Source organism: Bacillus mexicanus (assembly GCF_050445615.1).
In the GTDB taxonomy this organism is placed as follows: Bacteria; Bacillota; Bacilli; order Bacillales; family Bacillaceae; genus Bacillus; species Bacillus mexicanus.
Window position 1 is genome coordinate 670,186 of the sequence record NZ_JBCEYV010000003.1, and the last position, 16,220, is coordinate 686,405.

The following is a 16,220-nucleotide window of genomic DNA, read 5'->3' on the forward strand; positions in this document are numbered from 1 at the left end:
ATCAATGATCAAAAACAGGCCTCTTTCGTACAAAGAAAAACAAGAATTGCATTCAAATTATCGAGAAATTGTTCATCATTACGAAAAAATTACTAAACGACCTTTTATGAAAGATGAATTAGTAACGCTAAAACTTTTAGTTGAATTAGCTTATCCAGCACAGATTATGCAAACCATTAGTCGATTTTATAAATTATATCCCGATCGATTTAAAAGTCTTAGCTACATACATACACCAGTAAAAAATATGTTTAAAGATAAACGAGGTGCAAAATAATGAATCATCAATTTTCTCTTAATGACATAATGGGCGTCAATTTTGGTAAAACAAAAGAAGATTTAGCAATAGAAGAAACAATGGATCCTAACGAAAAAGTAGATGATTGTCCTTATAACAAATGTGACGGAAGTGGAATGATTAGAATCGAAAAAGAAGATGGTGCCCAATCAGTAGCGTTCTGTCAATGCCACCAAGATCGCGTGTTCTCACAAAAGTTGAAAAACGCAAACATATCACAAGACTTTTTAAGAATCAATTTTGATTTTGATGATGGAAAAACCAAAGCTACTATATTAATGCCTAAACTAAAAGAAGATGAATTTAAGACAAAGAAAAAAGGCCAATCCTTACAACAAGCATTGTTAGAAGAAGACCCTAATGAGTTCATAAAACGAAATTACAAAACTAAAGTAGACCCTAGATTGACTGGTGAAATTTTCGAATCATTTAGTGAAAAGAATTTAGAATTATTAAATATGGAAAAGAAAACTGCTAACCTTTTACTATTTGGCGAACCTGGAAATGGGAAAACCACTTTTGCTTGTTTAATCGGAAGATATTTTTTACAACACGATAAGAAAGTCTATTACACTACTACACAGAACCTTTTAAATCAGATTATGGACAAACAAATCAAAACAGAAACATTTGCTAAGCATTATGATGTATTGATATTAGATAAATTTTTCAATGAATATCATACAGATTCTCAATTTGCCAAAAAGAAAATCAATGAGATTTTAGAAATCCGCAATGAAAATAAGTTAATGACAATTTGCACATCAACAGGAACACCAAAAGATTTCTCACTTCTTTATGGCAAGGAAATAATGAGTCTTTTAAAAGGGACATTCTTTTTCTTTCACTTAGAAAGAGATGGAGATGGTCGTGTGGAAAAAATGCTCGATATGTTCGATCAATTCGGTTTTTAAATAGAAAAAATGTAGGAGCAAATTCTAATGTTTATATTATCTGAAGACATAAAAGAATTTTTATTTCGTTGCAAAAGCATAGAACCTCCACCATTATCCACCGGTTTTGATAATCTGGATGTAGCGCTAAACGGAGGATTTAGAAAAAATAATATATACTTTATTTCCTCTCTCCCTAAAGAGAAAAAATCAAGGACAATACTTCATTCAGCCATAGAATCAGCAGAAAGAGGAGCAAAAGTTTTATATATACATATCAAAGATCAAATGTTTGAATCAGAAGAAAATTTTGATTTAGACGGCCGGCTTCAAAAAATCATTTGGGGTAAAAAACATCTATTCATAGATAAAGTAAATTATTTAAATCCATTTTTACTCAAAAGCAAAGTAGAACATTATCAAAAATACTATGGTATTGACATTGTCTATATTGACAATATCCAATCTTTAATGACCGACAGAAACAAAAATCCTGATACGCGCAGTGATCACCACGACAACGCAAATAGCGTATATAACATTGCATTATCATTAAATATTTCAATTGTTTTAGCAGCCAACCTAATTCCTTACTTTTATAAATACGTTTTGTTTGTAGACTCGTACCACCAGATGTCATCGTCGATCATTAACTTAAAATTAATAAATATAAATACAGTAGCACTTACAATAAGCAAAAATAAATTCAAATTCGGATCAAATACTTTTTTAGAGTTAAAAGTAGAGGTGTAGAACTCATTGCCAAAACCAAAAATCAAACCTGAAACAATACTTTCGACAAGAAGACGTGAAAACATCATCCTCTCTTCTATCTTATTCAATAAAGAGTGTAGAGAACACGCCATTTCAAATGAAATTAACACCGAACCTATTCAGGATCCAACTATCAAAAAGATATTAGATATATTCAATGGTTTATGTCGTTCGAACATTACTCCAAGTACTGATATGATTATCGAACAATTTTATCCTAAAGATGAAGATGAAGATAAACGGGTCGAGATGACTTCCAACTTAATGAAGCTGAGGGACACTTGCCCCCCAGTCGAAATTGATTTATTCAAACAACACGTATTTTTCATTAAAAAACATAAAGATTTAGAAAAATTACGCCTTCTTTTAAACGAAGGCTTACATATGATCAATCAAGAGATGAATAATCCATCTTACGACAAAGAAACTAAAACATTTGATTATTTATCTTCAAAATTTAATGAGCTAGTTGAAAATTTTACGCCAGAAGAACTAAAGAGCCTTAACCTTTCAGAAGGATTAAAAAAAGTAATTGAACGTGTAATAGAACAAAAAAGCAATCCAACTTTAAGTGAAACAGTGTGTACAGGTTATGAAGAATTGGATCAATACCTTTCAGGCGGATTTCGTAAGGGCGTATTTACACTTATAGCGGCACGCCCAGCGATGGGAAAAACAGTAATGATGCTTAATGCTGCGATTGAGGCGGCAAAACAAGGTAAAAAGGTATTATTCGTCTCCATCGAGATGAACTTGATTCAATGTTTACAACGTTCAATGTCTAAAGTATCTGGCGTTAAGATGAGCAAAATTCTACAGCCTGAATTTATAACAAATAATGAGATCTCGGATCTTAAAAAATCTCAAGAAAAAGTAACAAGTTTATACGGAAAAAATCTGTTTATTGATGAAGTTAAATCAATTAACGCCCCCCAACTTGAAGCAAAAATTAAATTTTATCAAAAGCAACTTGGCGTTGAACTTGTATTCGTAGATTACATTCAAATTATGCATACCCGACAAAATAAAACTCCCAAAGAAGTGTCAGATTATACCGAGATTTCAAATGACCTTCGTGAAATTGCCAAATCAACTGGTGTTGCCTTAGTTTTAGGCGCTCAGTTGGGCCGGGATGTTGAAAAACGTGACGACAAGAGACCGATGGACTCAGATCTTAAAAACTCAGGTGCATTGGAACAAGACGCTGGGGCAATCATTCATTTATATCGCGATGTAGTTTATAACAAAGAAACAGAAGACAAAAACATTTTAGAAGTCATTATTGGTAAGAACCGTTTTGGCACAGGCAATGTAACTGTTAAGCTACCATACGATTTTTCAAGACAATCAATTTATCAGAGAGCCATTCCTTCAACCACCGCTGCCTAATACAAAAAGCCATCAATTTAGATGGCTTTTTGTATACAAGGACAATCGGAATAATTTAAAAAGAGTTAGTTTAGAAATTACTTTTATCCCTTCGAATATAAATTTAGGTGGTGAGATAAATGGATTACATAGAAGGCTTAAATCTAACTAGACCCAAATCTTATGCTACAGTTATTTTAATAAAACAACCGAGTGGTTTCTTAGTTCAATTCCCTAAAAACAAAATGATTTTTGCCAAACTTGCCAATATACCAGGAACTCTTTTTGGCGAAAAGTCTCCTTACAAAGGCTCTTTTTATATACCCAGACATCAATTAAAAGCATTAAAACAAGCACTTGGCGATAAAGCAGTTTGGAGAGATCCAACAGAACTACAAAGAGACTTAGACTTTCAAAGCTTGCCTCAAGAAAGCTTACAAGAGGTTCTTAGCAGAATAGACAGCAATATAGATACCTCATATATGAAAATAGACCCCTATCCTTTTCAGAAGCTTTCTGTGGCTTGGGCAGCTGCTGACAAAGGTACTCAAAAAATTAAAGGCGGCCTTCTTGCTGACCAGATGGGTTTAGGTAAAACAATTGAAGCAATGGCTATTGCAGGATACTTCAAACAACAAGGCTGGATAAAGAATGTACTGTTTATTACGCCGGCCACCATTAAGACACAAGTTGCTCAGGAAATAGATAAGTTCACATACGAAAAGTCTGTAGTCATACGTTCAAAAAACAAAGGTTTCGAAGACAGAAAAAAACTATACGATCAAATAAATAGCGAAAAGCCATTTTTCACGATTATTAATTATGAGCTCCTATATCAAAAAGAACTCAAGGAAACTATAGTGGTCAAAAAAGATAATAAGACCGGTAAAGAAAAAAAGAAAAAGGTATTTGGGGATTATTTAGATTTAAAACAAATCAAAAAGATCGGCTATGATATGGTCATTATAGATGAAGCACATAAAATGAAAAATCCTAATACGGAGATTGCTAGAGCTATTAGACAAATAGATGTTAAGTATAAGTTGCTAATGACTGGTACCCCCATTCAAAAAGAACTTAAAAACATATTTCAATTGTTTGATTACATAAATCCAGGAATACTCTCTGATCCTTCCCTACCTTTCGAGGAAAGAAAAGAGTTTTTTGAAACTCAGTTCCTAATGAAACGAATTAATCCATTTGTTTATTTACCAAAAGACTTAAGCAATCTTAAAGATGAACTCATCCAAGTTTTCGGAGAAATTAATGAGCAGTCTTTAAGAAATAAGTTTAACCCCTTCCTTCTTCGTCGCTTAACTGAGGATGTAAGTGATGAAATGCCAGAAGAAGTTATCCAAAATATTGTGGTCGAATTTAATGACGAGCAACTCAAATTACTTAAAAAGATAAACGAAACGATCGAGAAATATAAGAAGGACATTGAAAAAGAAACAGATCCTGAGAAAAAACAGACCTTAGAAGATATGATGAAAGGCTTACTTCAAACAAGAATGTTAGTTTGTGATTCCCCTTCACTATTAGCCGATAGTAAGTCCAATCTAATCAAAAGAATTGTCGGGAAAAAGAAAAAGTTTAATACTGTGCAAAAAATAGAACGATTGTTAGAGTTAGTCGAGGAAATAGTTGATAACGGAGAAAAGGTGGTAATTTTCTCTAAATATGCAAGAATGGCCGATCTAATTCAAGAGCAAGTTACAAATCTTTTTATGAAGAAAAGCAAAGAGGAAAACAAAGAACCATATCGCTCCTTTGTTTATAAGGGCCAAACTCCTCAAGGTTGTAATTTTCGAGATAAGTTACAAAAGGAAAAAAAAGATACTTCTCTAGCGAAGTGTACGGATAAAGATTGTCCTTTCTTTAATAGTTGCGGCACAAGAACTAAACTTGCGTACATATTTCAGAATGATATCCAAAATACTAAGGCTCTTATATGCACTGATGCGGCGAATTTCGGGGTTAACTTACAGTCTGCGCGCGCCTTAATAAATATAGACCACCCTGATACTTTTAGTACATACCTCCAAAGGAATGGTCGAATTAGAAGACTAGGTTCACAGCACGATACTGTATTCATTTATAACCTTATGACAAACGGAGGAATAGATGAACAGGTTTTCAAGTCCATTCAAAAACAAATCAAACTGAACGAAAAGATGATAGAAAACAAAAAAATGGATAACGATGCTATTAAAAAAGCCAACGAAGAGATCCTTAAAATAATTTTCGAAGTGTAAAAAAAGATGACCAAATGGTCATCTTTAAGTTTTTATTTTTCATTCACCATCATATTTTGGCTCGATCAATTTCGAACTGTTTGTGTTTTCGCAGCTATTAATGACTCTAACTCATCTAGTAAATCTAAACTTGTGTATCCTTGGTCTCGCAAAAAATTTATTATTTCTTTTATGCGAATATTCCCTTCATCAATTTTAGAATTATTTATAGTGTTAGTTTCCCTTTCCTCTCTCTCCTGTCTTTCTATTTCGCACAAAAGCGAACAAGTTGGTTCATCTTCATTTGGCATCTTTACTCCGCAAATAAAACACTTGTCTAAATCGTAATTCCCTATATTAGAATTATGCCTTCCCACCCTATGGTTACTAGTACGAGAAGTTTAATATTGTATTCATCTTTTTTTGTACGATCAAAATTTTTATTATAAATGTGAATTTGGAACATAGTTATTTTTGAAAACGCATTGAATTAATCAAAACTTACTCAACGATTTTCTTGTTTATGTACACTTATTTCTTAAGCTTTCTTAACCATTCGTTATTCAATTTTTGCACTGGAAATGTTATATTTTTGGCTATACAAGGTCTTTTATTGGGATTTCTCTTTATTTTCAAACTAGTCATCGTTTTTCGTCCCCCTTTCTCTTATTTTTTATTTTCAAACGTAATTCTTTTAGAAGTTTCCCAAGCAATCATCGCAAGTTCATCAATAGACAACGTAGCAAAAAAACTGTTTTCCTCCACTAAGTAGCTCAATGGTTGATATAGAGAAGTGTCAAAAATTCTTACTCTCCCCTTTTGAAGGATAATATGACGAAAATGAACATCATATGGAAAAAAGCCTTTTTTCAAAACAAAACGAAATGATTCTAATACTTGTTCCTCAATTTCTTTTGAAACATTAACACCATTTTTAAGAACATTGTTATATAAACTCTCACCATCAATGTATTCCATTATTGTAACGTTGTTTTTTTCATCAAACCCATATAATCTCGGGAAAGCTTCGTCCTCTTGTAGCTTTTCCAACATTACAAACTCATTTGTGTATGTAGGAGTAATTTTGGTCGTTCCTAGCGTTACCCCTTCTTCAAAAAACAAATCATTATGTCCTTCAACCCACTCTCCTTTCAACAACAAATCTCCTTTTTTATAAACCAGTGCAAATGAACCTGGCTCTATTTCGTATTTTTCTCTCGCTTCTTCAATAGAATCATAATCTGTTTCGTGATTTATCACCAATTCGTTATAAAATTCTTTAATATTTTCCTGATTCCCTTGTACAATAGTAAGCATCAAATAATCACCTTCACATATTATATTCTTTATTTACTCACCTGCTGCATTAATCATATAATTAGATACCTCTTGCTCCCACTGACATACTTTACAAGCTAAAATTAACTCAAAATCATCCCCTATTAAGTTTATTTTTGGCTCTAATTGAGGGTGACTTTGAGGATTGTTTCCGCACAGTATTGGTTTTTCAGTACAATTAAATATCGATCTGTTTTGACGTTTATTAATCTCTTTTGCTATTCTCACTAAATCTCCATAGTTTCCAATCATTTTCAATACACCTTTCAGCCAGCCTCTTATAGCTTCTTCTTTTTTTAGATTATACGTTGCTATTTTTTATAATTGTGAAAAAACCTGTGAAAATTCACTTGATCCTATTCTGTTATACACGTACATTAAATTATATTGTGAATTTGGAACATAGTTAATTCAGAAAAAAAGAGCCCAAGGCCCTTTAGTTTTTCGTTTTTAATACTTTTTTGTTTTTTATGAAATATTCAAGACCTGAATAAATAGTAATGAACGACGAAGCATAAAGCATCACATTATTTAGCAAGCTATCTATATTAAGAAATAGTACAATTATTGTTAGAATTTGAATCGTTGTCTTAACTTTACCTGACTGAGCTGCTGCAATGACTACACCATCAGATGCAGCAATTACCCTCAATCCAGTTACTGCAAATTCTCTGGCTAAAATTAAAATAACAATCCACGCTGGTGCTAGTCCTACTTGCACAAAAACAATAAAGCCAGCTGTCATTAATAGCTTATCTGCTAATGGATCCAAGAATTTCCCGAAATTCGTTACCTGGTTTAATTTTCGGGCTAAATATCCATCAACCCAATCTGTCAATGAAGCAAATATGAAAACAATTAATGCTATAAACATACCTGTATTCATATTCATTATTTGTCCCATATCATATGGAATTAACATTGCCGCAATAAATACGGGTATTACACAAATACGAGCTATTGATATTTTATTTGGTAAATTCATATCTATCCCCCAGACTTTCAACTTCTTAGAAATTCTATTTCATTTTTATAAGGAATACACTCTTTCATAAACAAAAAAACTCCTATCTCCTCTCCCCCTCGTTCATTTACTTTTGTTACATAAAAAACCACAACGATACGTTGTGGTTTTTAAATTTATATTTTTTTATTCATCTATTTTATCAAGCATATCCTGTAATTGTTTGATTGATTTATCCTTTAGTTCATCGTCTTGTTTAGAATTTATAATTTCTAGTATCTTTTGTCGTTTTTCTTTCTTTTCTTTCTCTTTTTCTTTAGATTCCTTCTCTTTTAACTTAACTCCAACGATATACTTTACAATCTCTATTTTAGTTTCTAAATCTTTACTTTCTCTCGTTTTTTCATTGAGCAAGCTCTCTTCTTGTTGCTGTTTTAGCTTTGAATTCAATTCTTTAAAAATAAGATCCAAGTTTTGGACATCCAAATCCCATAGATCCTCGACTGAAATCTGTCCTCTGAATGGAAATCTAAATTTAGAACGTGTAGCTACCTCAAACATTTTCTCTGTTTTCATAGAATATCATTCTCCTTAGTCATTATTTAGAATTTTATTTTTACAACTCTCTCTGATTGGCCTTTAACCTTAACTAACAATTCATTTCTCTTTGTTGAAGAAAAACCCAATCCGGAAAGCTGATCATCAACTTCTTTTACTGCCATCTTACTTCCAAGTGCCTCAAACACTCTTTTGTGCTTCACCAAATCTTCTTTCAGGAATTCATTATAAAATCCATTAGGGTTTTCTGGGTTAACACAGTCTTTTAGCATAAAGAAATAATGTTTGTGACCAATCCCGTGTTGCTCATCCCAATAGTTAGGTGAAAACATAACAACTGATACTGGGATAAATTGATTTGTTTTTAAGTTCCATACCTCTCTTGAAGAGACATTAGAAGGCAGCTTTTCATTAATGCTAAAGTCTTTACCATCAAACGTAACTTCTGCAACACTAACTCGTTCATCTTCTTTTACTTCTTTGTTATATTCAAAAGAATATATTTGTCCTTCAAACTCAATCTCGGCTTTAAAACCTCTTTTCCCGCCTCTATTGGTGAAGTTTTCAACAAAGAACGTATAAACACCTTTCTCCATTTTGCCTTTATTAATCCAAGTTATATTTTCTACTGCTGGGACATTTCTTTGTGGTTCTATAATATCCACATCTAACTGACCAGTTGTGCCCCAGTTATTTTTTTGCCCATAATAAATATGATTCCCATTAGGTTCGATGCAATGTGCGTCTAAATCATTACCATCGTACTCATCGTCATTCCATTGTATTGAAAATCTCAATACACCATCTACGTTTCCACCAGCAGATTTAACTCTTTCCTTCATCGAACTGTCCGTTATATTACCTGAGTAAGCCCATCCAAAGTTGTTATTCCATTTAAACATTGTTTTGCTATCTTTAATTTCTGGAGCAATTAACGACACCATATTATTTGAGTGTTTGTTTTCTAGGAATACTTCAATTTCTTTTACTGTTGGCAGAATATTATTCATAAAACTGTCTATTGAAACTTCTTCAACTTTTGAAAATTTCTTAGGATCGATAGAAATTTCACTTAGCATTTCGTCGAATATGTCTGCACCACTAATTCGCTTAGCAGCATCCTTATTAGAGAACAAAATATTATTCACGGTTATATCATCTAATGTTGCATATCTTCTTTGCAAAGATTCCATATAACCAAGTTCAAGAATTGTTTTTTTAGCATCCTCTAACATTTTTTTCGAATAAATTGCTTTTGGCCGTTTATAGTTTGAAGGTGCAACGATCACTTCATATTTCCTAACTGCTGTATCCAAATCCATCCCTTCAGTAATATTGACCAGCAAAGTTCCGATACTGTGATTTCTTATTCTCCCAATTGCTCCGCCAATCTTTACTGATTTCTCCCAGGCATAGTTATCTTTTTCTTCCTTAGAATTCAACTTATCATATTGTTTCTTGTAATTCAGAAACTCAGTTAATGCACCTTTCCACTCTTCGCCTTTGTATAGCGAATTTTGAGAAATAAGTTCTAATACAGTAAGTAAACTTTCTTGAGTTAATTCTTCTAAAGACCGTTTAAATACATTCCTCGTATCTCTATAGTTACCTTTGATATCAGCTTCCGATCTACTACTCTTGTCTACAAATTGATTAGGAAGTTCTAAGTGTAAGTGATTCCATTGAACTACCTTACCATTTTCCAACGATTCAAAGTTTTTTGCTGACCCTATTTTATTGAATTTGCTTATCCAAACATTAGATACTGCTTTTGATTTAACATAAGCAGATAAAGCATCTAATACCGGTTGGAACGTGTCATCTCCAGTTTCAAAATCCCAAATAGTTTTAATTTCATTATCTTTGATAACAACAGCATTTCCAATACTTTTAATAAACTGACGGCAGCTACTACAATCATATTGTCTTCGTTCTCTATAAATTTCATTAGTACCTTCTGGAAAACTATCTAGGTACATATTCCATAACTCATCTTTATCTAATCCCACTTCAAATAAATGACTAGCTTCATTAGCCATTTTCTCGAAGTTTTTTTGAAGTAAAACATTCAAATCTTTAATTTCCATTCCTTTAGTCTCCTTTGTTTCATAGAGTAGTGTATTCTATATACTTTTTAAGTATAACCTAGAAAAATTTCCATTGGAAAAAATATTTATTTATTTTCCTTTTTTTTCATCGCATTAACAAAAACTTAAAAAACTTATTTTCTCTTATTTGTGGAGAAAAAGGCTGTTCTGATGATATAACAGACTTTTTCTTGATTAACATCATTTCAAGCTTACGAGGATACCTTCGAGCGCTAAAAACACCAGCGAATCATTCCCTTCATCGTCTACTATATAATGCTCTTTTTCAATCTCATCCCAATGTATCTCATATGGTTTTCCAATTGTAATCATCGCAAGTTCAATATTTTTATCTTTTCCCGCAATCCAACGAGTAGCTCCAGCCATATCATTAACTATTCTCATTACATATCACCTCAACAGAATATTGTAAAAAAAAATTGTACTCCCTATAGAAATACTATCTTTTATTGATTTGTGTACTGTGCAGACCAAAAACACACAGTATCTAACCCTTTTTATATCTACACACTATAAAGGGGTTAGCCGATCCGTTTCAATCTTAAGTTTCAAGATGTCAAGAATCCCTTTAAACAACACATTTTTTTTGTCTTTTTATCACTAGTATTTTAAAAAATAATTATACTTCTTACAGTGAATTCTTATTCACAATTAAATTTCAAAGGAGTTTCAAGATGACCAGGATTGATCCATTAATTGATGTAGCATTTAAAATGATTTTTTCAGAAGAAGAGCTTCTAAAAAGTTTTCTAAACTCTTTCTTAGATTTTAAAATTGAACATTTAGAGAGCATTTTTCAGGAGAGTCCAACCAACAAAGAAACGATAGATGAGAAACAATCATACCTCGATCTGAAAGCATTTACTGATGATGGTAAAATAATTAACATTGAAGTACAATTAAGGAAACAAAGCTTTTTCCCAAAACGAAGCATCTATTATACTTCAAAGAATATTACAAGTGATTTAAAAATAAAAGAAAGATACAGCAGAATTCCAAAAGTGATTGCGATAAATATACTGGACTTTGTTTTATTTAATAGTCATTCTGCTTTCAATACTCACTTTGTCAGTTATGAACGTAAACATAATATTGTTTTGGAAGATGCTCCAGAATATCATTTCATTGAAATGCCTAAAATATCTAAGGAAAAACTATCTTTAGAAGAAGAATTTCATCAATGGTTATTGTTTTTGAGACCAGATAAACAAGAGAATCTGTATAGGGAGGTTTTAAAAGTGAACGAAGATATCAAAAAAGCTGAAGAAAGAATCAAACAAATCCAGAATACACCTGAGTTGAAAGCTGAGTATGATGCTCGTTTCAAACAACTGACCGATGAAGCGAATAAAATCGAAACGGCCAAAGACGAAGGTAGAGAAGAAGGTAGAGAAGAAGAGAGAAAAAAAATGGTTAAAATATTGAATGATCTCGGGTTGTCATTGGAACAAATAGAAGAAAAAGTCGGTTTTAACCCGAAAAAATATCTATAAAGCATAAAAGACATACCATATTGGTATGTCTTCTTTATATTCTATAATCAGATTATCATTCTAATCTTCGACATAATTAGATTTTTACTCAGTTGTTGATCCAATACCACCTGTTCTATGTTTATTGGACTTCATTTCATCAGTTAGCGTATAAAACCTTTCGGACCACCAATTTAAAAGACTTGTCCCTGATTTTATAGTTATCGATTCATTTCTCAAGTTCACCAATGCCACGAAACAATGCCCAAAATTATCTGCAAAAGCATAATCACGATCTATAACAGCTGTTTGATTAGCGAGCATCACTTTCTCTTGAACATTTTCGTGTACAGTTATTCCAGACCAAGTCCCTTCATCCAATAAAACTCTATACCCTGTAGCAAACATTTTCTGTTCGTTTGCTTCTAACGTTATATCCTCTAACAATACATACTCATATAAGCTGCCTTGTTTATGTACAAGTTTACTCGGTAATATATTATGTTTAGAAGCTTCTTCATTTGGAACGTTTTCAAAGTCGATTTTGGTGTCCCTACCATCTTTTTTACAAACAACAAATTGAGCAAAGTGTTCGCCCTTCTCAATAACTAAATCTTTGTCATTATCATTCAATATGGTGACAACAATTTTCTCTTTATCAGGGCTTAAGATCAAGTAAGGAATGTTTTTTTGATCATCTTTCACCAACCTCATTTTCTTTTTAATACCAAACGAACTTCTCACAAACAATCTGATTTCATAACCCATTTCTAGTTCTCCTTCAAACCGAAAAGGTAATTCTATTGAAACTGATTTTTGCGCAGGTAATACAATTTTTTTGTCTGAAAATATATCAAAACCCGCACTCCCAATCGTAGAACGCATCGGCATTTTTGAGAATTCGTCTTTTAATTTTATATGTAAATTTTTTAGTGTATTCATTGTTCCCACTCCATTCAAGTTTAAAAGAAGTTGAAAACCAACTTCTTTTCTTATTTAGTTTGTCTTTCGTATAATTCAATGCATTTTTCAATAGTAATTGCTTGTTTGTTTTTCAAATAGCTTTCAAATTGTCTCAACATTGTAATATCGTGTAACTCTTGCTCTAACATTGATATTGTTTTCAATTCGTATTCCTTCTCACTCTTTTCAGTATATAAATCTTCAAGTAGTTTTTCATTTTCTTCTAAGTGTTTCTTCATAAATGCTCCATTTACTCTCTCTGCTATCTTTGACCCCCTAAATATGTAGTAAAGTATCGGCATCAACAACAAATGATACCCAGGGAATTCTATCGCCATCAGAGTGAATAAGACAACCCACCCAACATTCACAGCTATCACTAATTTCTTTTTATCTTTGGCCAAAAGTGGACCTTGATAAATTTTTGAGATTTGCTCATCAATAAACTTCAATTCTTCAAGTTTTTTTAACGTACCTGATACATTTTTAAGCAAATCATCTTTGGTTAATTTGGTTTTCATAATTATAACCCCCTTCCTTCCTAATTTTCATTATGAGCATTATAATTTCCTTATGTTTTTTACTATTTTTTATTACTTTCATTAAAATATAAATTGTAGTTAAAAATAGGAGGTCGAGGAATGCGTTCAATAAAAATACATAAAACGAAATTCTTACATCTAAACAAGTCCATAAAAGAACAACAAGAATTAGAAGTAAAAAGAAGATACATTCAATTCGAAAACACTTTCAATGAATATATTGAAACATATATAAATCACAAAGAAATTAAAATTAAATTAGACACAATCAAACAGGGAATCAAACACCATTATGAAAAACAAGATCAAAAACTACTTAAGATCGATGGAATTGTAGTTAGGACAAAACACAAAAAAGAATTTTCGTTTAATGATGAGATTTATGAATACCTAGAAGACTATGGTTTTTTACCACTAGCCGTGAAAATAAACAAAAGTGTAGAAAAATACTTTAATCTTGATAAAGCTAAAATTAACTATAAAGAGTCCATTCGTTTATACACAGGCGGAAAATCTATTGTAGATACGGATCACATTCAATCTAAGTATGAACATTTAATAACACAAGACATCGGCGAACTATCAAATGAATTTAAAAAAACATCAATTAAAGAAAACCTCTCTAAAAGCAGATTAGAGGAAGCAAAAGAAAAGTTAAAACAAATTATGCCTTCTAACAGCATTAAAACCGAATACGGAACATTAAAGTTAACAAAAACTTATGATTATGATCCAAATATTGTTTTTAGTGGCGTTTCCGGCAAAAAAGAGATTTTCATCAAAAGAATAGAAAATAACGAATATGAAGTCATTATCTTCCCTGAAAATAAATTCTCTCAATGTAGTGGAGACCTAATTCTTGGCGATCTAACTGTTGAAGAACTATTTATTTCTTCCACCCCAAAATTAACGAGCACCTTTGTAAAAAAACGCGAATTTAATAAATACTTAAATTCCGGATTCATATTTAATAAGTTTGAAGTAAAAACAGATCCTATGGAGTTCTTTAAAAGCTGCCAAATATCTATGACAAAAATAAATAATTTAATTCAAGAAGGAATAATTGACGAAAAGGACATTCAGCCGTTCCGGAAACTAGAAAATGAGAGCGACTTTATTGAGATTTTAACTGAAGGAGCACTCGAACAACAATCTAGTTTATTTGATAAAAAACTTATGGAAAAAGCACAAAACTATCGCAAAAGAAACGATTCTAACTATAATCCAACTGAATCTGAATTTATTTCTGAAACCCCTCATATTGATATTTCAAACTTTTCTTTCTAGGTCAATTGCAGATACTTCTCTAACAGGAGTATCTTTTTTCGTTTATACCTCAAAGGTTTTTTAGTTTTTGCAAGAATAGTGTTGATATATCATACGAAAATTTCTAGGAGGTACTCTATGTGAAAAAAAATAAATTACGATGGTTTCTGATTCTTTCTATAATCTTTGTCATCATTTCAATGCTAAGTCCTTATCTTGCCAAGGCACAAGAAAAAGAGAACGGCACACCAAGTGTTAAATCGGACGAAGCTTTCCTTTATAACGTAAGCACTGGCGAAGTTTTATTCGATAAAAACTCGGATGAAAAAACCTCTATTCATAATCTTTCTATGCTAATGACTACATACATCCTTATTCAAGACATAGAGTCCGGCAAAGTAAGCACGAAAGACAAAGCAAATATTAGTAATAAAGCTTGGCAATCCCAATCCCCCACTATGTTTCTAGAAGCAGGAAGAAAAGTTTCCGTTCAAAAACTTCTTGAAGGCCTTATCATTGCTTCAGGCAATGACGCAGCAGTTACTACAGCAGAATACATAAGCGGAACTACAGACAAATTTGTAAAACGAATGAACAAAGAAGCAAAAAAACTAGGTATGGATAATACTACATTCCATTCTCCTAGTGGCGGCAACGATGACATATCAACAGCAAAAGATATGTTTCTGCTTTCAAAAGCAATTATCAAAAATTATCCTCAATATCTAAAATACTACACAAAAGAAGAAATGAAATTTGATACTAGACCAGGAAAAACAGTTGTACTAAAAAACCAAAACGGATTCGTTATGGATAATTCTAGCGCAAAAGGTTTGAAATCTGGTTGGGGAAATCACGAATATCATTCAGTTGGCTATTTTGAACACAATGGTATGAAATTCATCGTAATTACTTTAAATGCCTCATCTTCTTCAAAACGAACTTCTGACATCAACAAGATATTGAATTATGGTTACAATCAATACACTGTTATTAAAGTGGCTAGATCCGGAGAAAAATACACAGATTTTTCTGTTTATAAAAGTACAACACCAGGACCTACTTCTGTTGTCTATAAAGATGACTTGAACGTTGTAACCCGTGTCGGTGTATCCCCAGACGAATTAGAACTTGATTATGTCGGCCATAGCTATATTGTCGGCGGAACAAACTCTGGAGATGAAATTGGTAAAGTCAAAGTATATTACAAAGATAAATTGCTCAACGAAGAAGCAATCGTATCTTCAGAGTCATTTAAACAAGTTAAAGGATTTAGTTCTTTCCTCGACTCCATAGCTTTACTATTTAGACAAATTCTTGACGGAGTAACCAACGCTTTCCATTAAAAACGCCCTAGGGCGTTTTTATTTTACTGATATTCTGTTGTAATCTATTCACTTTTGAAAATATAATTACAAAGTTGCCTTAAAGGACAGTTTATT

General features: G+C 32.1%; 17 protein-coding genes. 8 read left to right on the forward strand and 9 right to left on the reverse strand.

Annotated elements, in window-relative coordinates; all coding sequences use genetic code 11:
• Positions 1-4: 4 nt before the first annotated feature.
• The 5 genes from AAGG74_RS18640 (at position 5) to AAGG74_RS18660 (ending at position 5,588) form a co-directional block, all read left to right on the forward strand.
• Entirely contained in the window at positions 5-277 is a 273-nt protein-coding gene (locus AAGG74_RS18640) for a hypothetical protein (RefSeq protein ID WP_429676714.1), read from the forward strand.
• On the forward strand, positions 277-1,212 hold the full coding sequence (locus tag AAGG74_RS18645) for an ATP-binding protein (protein ID WP_429676715.1): 936 nt from the start codon (positions 277-279) through the stop codon (positions 1,210-1,212). Before AAGG74_RS18640 ends, AAGG74_RS18645 begins: the two co-directional genes overlap by 1 nt.
• A 27-nt stretch (positions 1,213-1,239) precedes the next feature.
• Positions 1,240-1,944 carry a hypothetical protein gene (locus tag AAGG74_RS18650; protein WP_429676716.1) on the forward strand — a complete coding sequence of 235 codons (705 nt, stop codon included), beginning with the start codon at positions 1,240-1,242 and terminating at the stop codon, positions 1,942-1,944.
• Between the two features lie 6 nt (positions 1,945-1,950).
• Positions 1,951-3,354 (forward strand): replicative DNA helicase, encoded by a 1,404-nt coding sequence (locus AAGG74_RS18655; RefSeq protein WP_429676717.1) that lies wholly within the window; start codon positions 1,951-1,953, stop codon positions 3,352-3,354.
• 119 nt (positions 3,355-3,473) lie between these two features.
• Positions 3,474-5,588: a DEAD/DEAH box helicase gene (locus tag AAGG74_RS18660; protein ID WP_429676718.1), complete on the forward strand. Its 2,115-nt coding sequence runs from the start codon at positions 3,474-3,476 to the stop codon at positions 5,586-5,588.
• A 65-nt stretch (positions 5,589-5,653) separates the two neighbouring features.
• On the opposite strand, the gene AAGG74_RS18665 is transcribed toward AAGG74_RS18660, so the two are convergent.
• From AAGG74_RS18665 to AAGG74_RS18695, 7 genes are all read right to left on the reverse strand, one after another.
• Positions 5,654-5,878: a hypothetical protein gene (locus AAGG74_RS18665; protein WP_429676719.1), complete on the reverse strand. Its 225-nt coding sequence runs from the start codon at positions 5,876-5,878 to the stop codon at positions 5,654-5,656.
• 355 nt (positions 5,879-6,233) lie between these two features.
• Complete coding sequence (locus AAGG74_RS18670; protein ID WP_429676720.1) at positions 6,234-6,884, reverse strand: hypothetical protein; 651 nt, start codon at positions 6,882-6,884, stop codon at positions 6,234-6,236.
• Positions 6,885-6,917: 33 nt separating this feature from the next.
• Positions 6,918-7,157 (reverse strand): hypothetical protein, encoded by a 240-nt coding sequence (locus AAGG74_RS18675; RefSeq protein WP_429676721.1) that lies wholly within the window; start codon positions 7,155-7,157, stop codon positions 6,918-6,920.
• A 184-nt stretch (positions 7,158-7,341) separates the two neighbouring features.
• Complete coding sequence (gene pgsA / locus AAGG74_RS18680; protein ID WP_429676722.1) at positions 7,342-7,890, reverse strand: CDP-diacylglycerol--glycerol-3-phosphate 3-phosphatidyltransferase; 549 nt, start codon at positions 7,888-7,890, stop codon at positions 7,342-7,344.
• A 165-nt stretch (positions 7,891-8,055) separates the two neighbouring features.
• Complete coding sequence (locus AAGG74_RS18685; RefSeq protein ID WP_429676723.1) at positions 8,056-8,445, reverse strand: hypothetical protein; 390 nt, start codon at positions 8,443-8,445, stop codon at positions 8,056-8,058.
• A gap of 26 nt (positions 8,446-8,471) precedes the next feature.
• Positions 8,472-10,514 carry a hypothetical protein gene (locus AAGG74_RS18690; protein ID WP_429676724.1) on the reverse strand — a complete coding sequence of 681 codons (2,043 nt, stop codon included), beginning with the start codon at positions 10,512-10,514 and terminating at the stop codon, positions 8,472-8,474.
• A 201-nt stretch (positions 10,515-10,715) separates the two neighbouring features.
• On the reverse strand, positions 10,716-10,919 hold the full coding sequence (locus tag AAGG74_RS18695) for a hypothetical protein (RefSeq protein WP_429676725.1): 204 nt from the start codon (positions 10,917-10,919) through the stop codon (positions 10,716-10,718).
• Positions 10,920-11,209: 290 nt separating this feature from the next.
• Here AAGG74_RS18695 and AAGG74_RS18700 point away from each other — a divergent pair, with 290 nt between their 5' ends.
• Entirely contained in the window at positions 11,210-12,028 is an 819-nt protein-coding gene (locus tag AAGG74_RS18700) for an Rpn family recombination-promoting nuclease/putative transposase (RefSeq protein ID WP_429676726.1), read from the forward strand.
• An 84-nt stretch (positions 12,029-12,112) separates the two neighbouring features.
• On the opposite strand, the gene AAGG74_RS18705 is transcribed toward AAGG74_RS18700, so the two are convergent.
• Complete coding sequence (locus tag AAGG74_RS18705; RefSeq protein ID WP_429676727.1) at positions 12,113-12,949, reverse strand: hypothetical protein; 837 nt, start codon at positions 12,947-12,949, stop codon at positions 12,113-12,115.
• A 50-nt stretch (positions 12,950-12,999) separates the two neighbouring features.
• Positions 13,000-13,491, reverse strand: coding sequence for a hypothetical protein (locus AAGG74_RS18710; RefSeq protein WP_429676728.1), 492 nt, complete (start codon positions 13,489-13,491; stop codon positions 13,000-13,002).
• Between the two features lie 120 nt (positions 13,492-13,611).
• On the opposite strand from AAGG74_RS18710, the gene AAGG74_RS18715 reads away from it, so the two are divergent.
• Complete coding sequence (locus AAGG74_RS18715; RefSeq protein ID WP_429676729.1) at positions 13,612-14,799, forward strand: hypothetical protein; 1,188 nt, start codon at positions 13,612-13,614, stop codon at positions 14,797-14,799.
• Positions 14,800-14,918: 119 nt separating this feature from the next.
• Complete coding sequence (locus AAGG74_RS18720) at positions 14,919-16,124, forward strand: D-alanyl-D-alanine carboxypeptidase family protein (RefSeq protein ID WP_429676730.1); 1,206 nt, start codon at positions 14,919-14,921, stop codon at positions 16,122-16,124.
• The last annotated feature ends 96 nt before the right edge of the window (positions 16,125-16,220 follow it).